This window comes from Streptomyces sp. NPDC054840 (genome assembly GCF_053611065.1).
This window is the reverse complement of the sequence record NZ_JBSGZP010001140.1, coordinates 1-1,189: the sequence shown is the minus strand read 5'-3', so window position 1 is coordinate 1,189 and position 1,189 is coordinate 1. Positions and strand designations below refer to the sequence as shown.

The window sequence follows — 1,189 nt, the reverse complement described above, 5'->3', positions numbered from 1 at the left end:
TCAGCAAGGACCGGGACCGCAGTCGGGTACGACGGCTGGCCGGAGCCGGCATGGTCGTGCCGCTCGCCGTCAGCGCACTGCTGGCCGGCGGAGCCGGAACCTCCGCCGCCAGCCCGGGGACCGGGCCCACCGCCCTGGTGTCCATGGGCGACAGCTACATCTCCGGTGAGGCCGGGCGCTGGAAGGGCAACAGCCTGACCAACAGCGGCAGCCGGAACGGAACCGACCGGGGCTGGGTCAGCGGCAGTACCTACGACCCCACCAAGGTCTACGGGACCACCGCCGGCGGATGCCACCGCTCCGACTCCGCCGAGGTGCGCAGCGCCGGGGCGATCGCGGACGTCGCCCTGAACCTCGCGTGTTCCGGGGCGGTTTCGGACAACGTGTTCCGCTCCTCCAACGGCGGCGTCGCCTACAAGGGCGAGGCTCCCCAGGCCGATCAGCTCGCCGCGGTGGCCGCGAGCCACGACGTCAAGGTCATCGCCCTGTCCATCGGCGGCAACGACCTCGGCTTCGCCGACATCATCTCGGACTGCGCGCTCGACTTCGTCCTGTGGAACTCGTACTGCTACGACGACCAGCAGCAGGGGGTCGACCAGAAGATCGACGCGGTCATGGGCAAGGTCGGCAAGTCCGTGGACGAGATCCGGGCCGTGATGCGCGCGGCCGGGTACGCCGACTCCTCGTACCGGATCGTGCTGCAGTCCTACCCGTCGCCGATCCCGCGCGGCGCGGAGAACCGGTACACGCAGAGCGACTGGAGCCGGCTCAACACCGGCGGCTGCCCCTTCTGGAACCGGGACTCCGACTGGGCGCGGGACTCGCTCGTGCCGCAAATCGCGAACCGGATCAAGGGCGTCGCGGCGGCCAAGGGCGTGCAGTTCCTGGACCTCCGGGACATGATGCAGGGCCGGGAGGTGTGCGCGAAGGCGAGCAAGCAGGTGAGCTCGACGGTGCCGGCCTCGGCGACGACGAGCGAGTGGGCGCGCTGGATCGACAACAACGAGACGCAGGGGCTGATCCAGGAGTCCATGCACCCGAACTACTTCGGCCAGCTGGCCGCGGGGCGCTGCCTGGCCCTGGTCGCGGCCCAGCCCGCGAGCTCCGGCTTCAGCTGCAAGAACACCGCGGGCAGGGACCAGACGGGCATGTTCCTGACCCCGGCCTCCTAGGAGGCCCGTGTGCGGGC

1 protein-coding gene is annotated in these 1,189 nt (G+C 70.6%); it reads left to right on the top strand.

The genetic code is table 11. The features are described 5' to 3' along the window. Positions 1 to 35: 35 nt before the first annotated feature. Positions 36 to 1,172: a GDSL-type esterase/lipase family protein gene (locus ACWGIU_RS38185; protein ID WP_453712732.1), complete on the top strand. Its 1,137-nt coding sequence runs from the start codon at positions 36 to 38 to the stop codon at positions 1,170 to 1,172. Positions 1,173 to 1,189 lie beyond the last annotated feature (17 nt).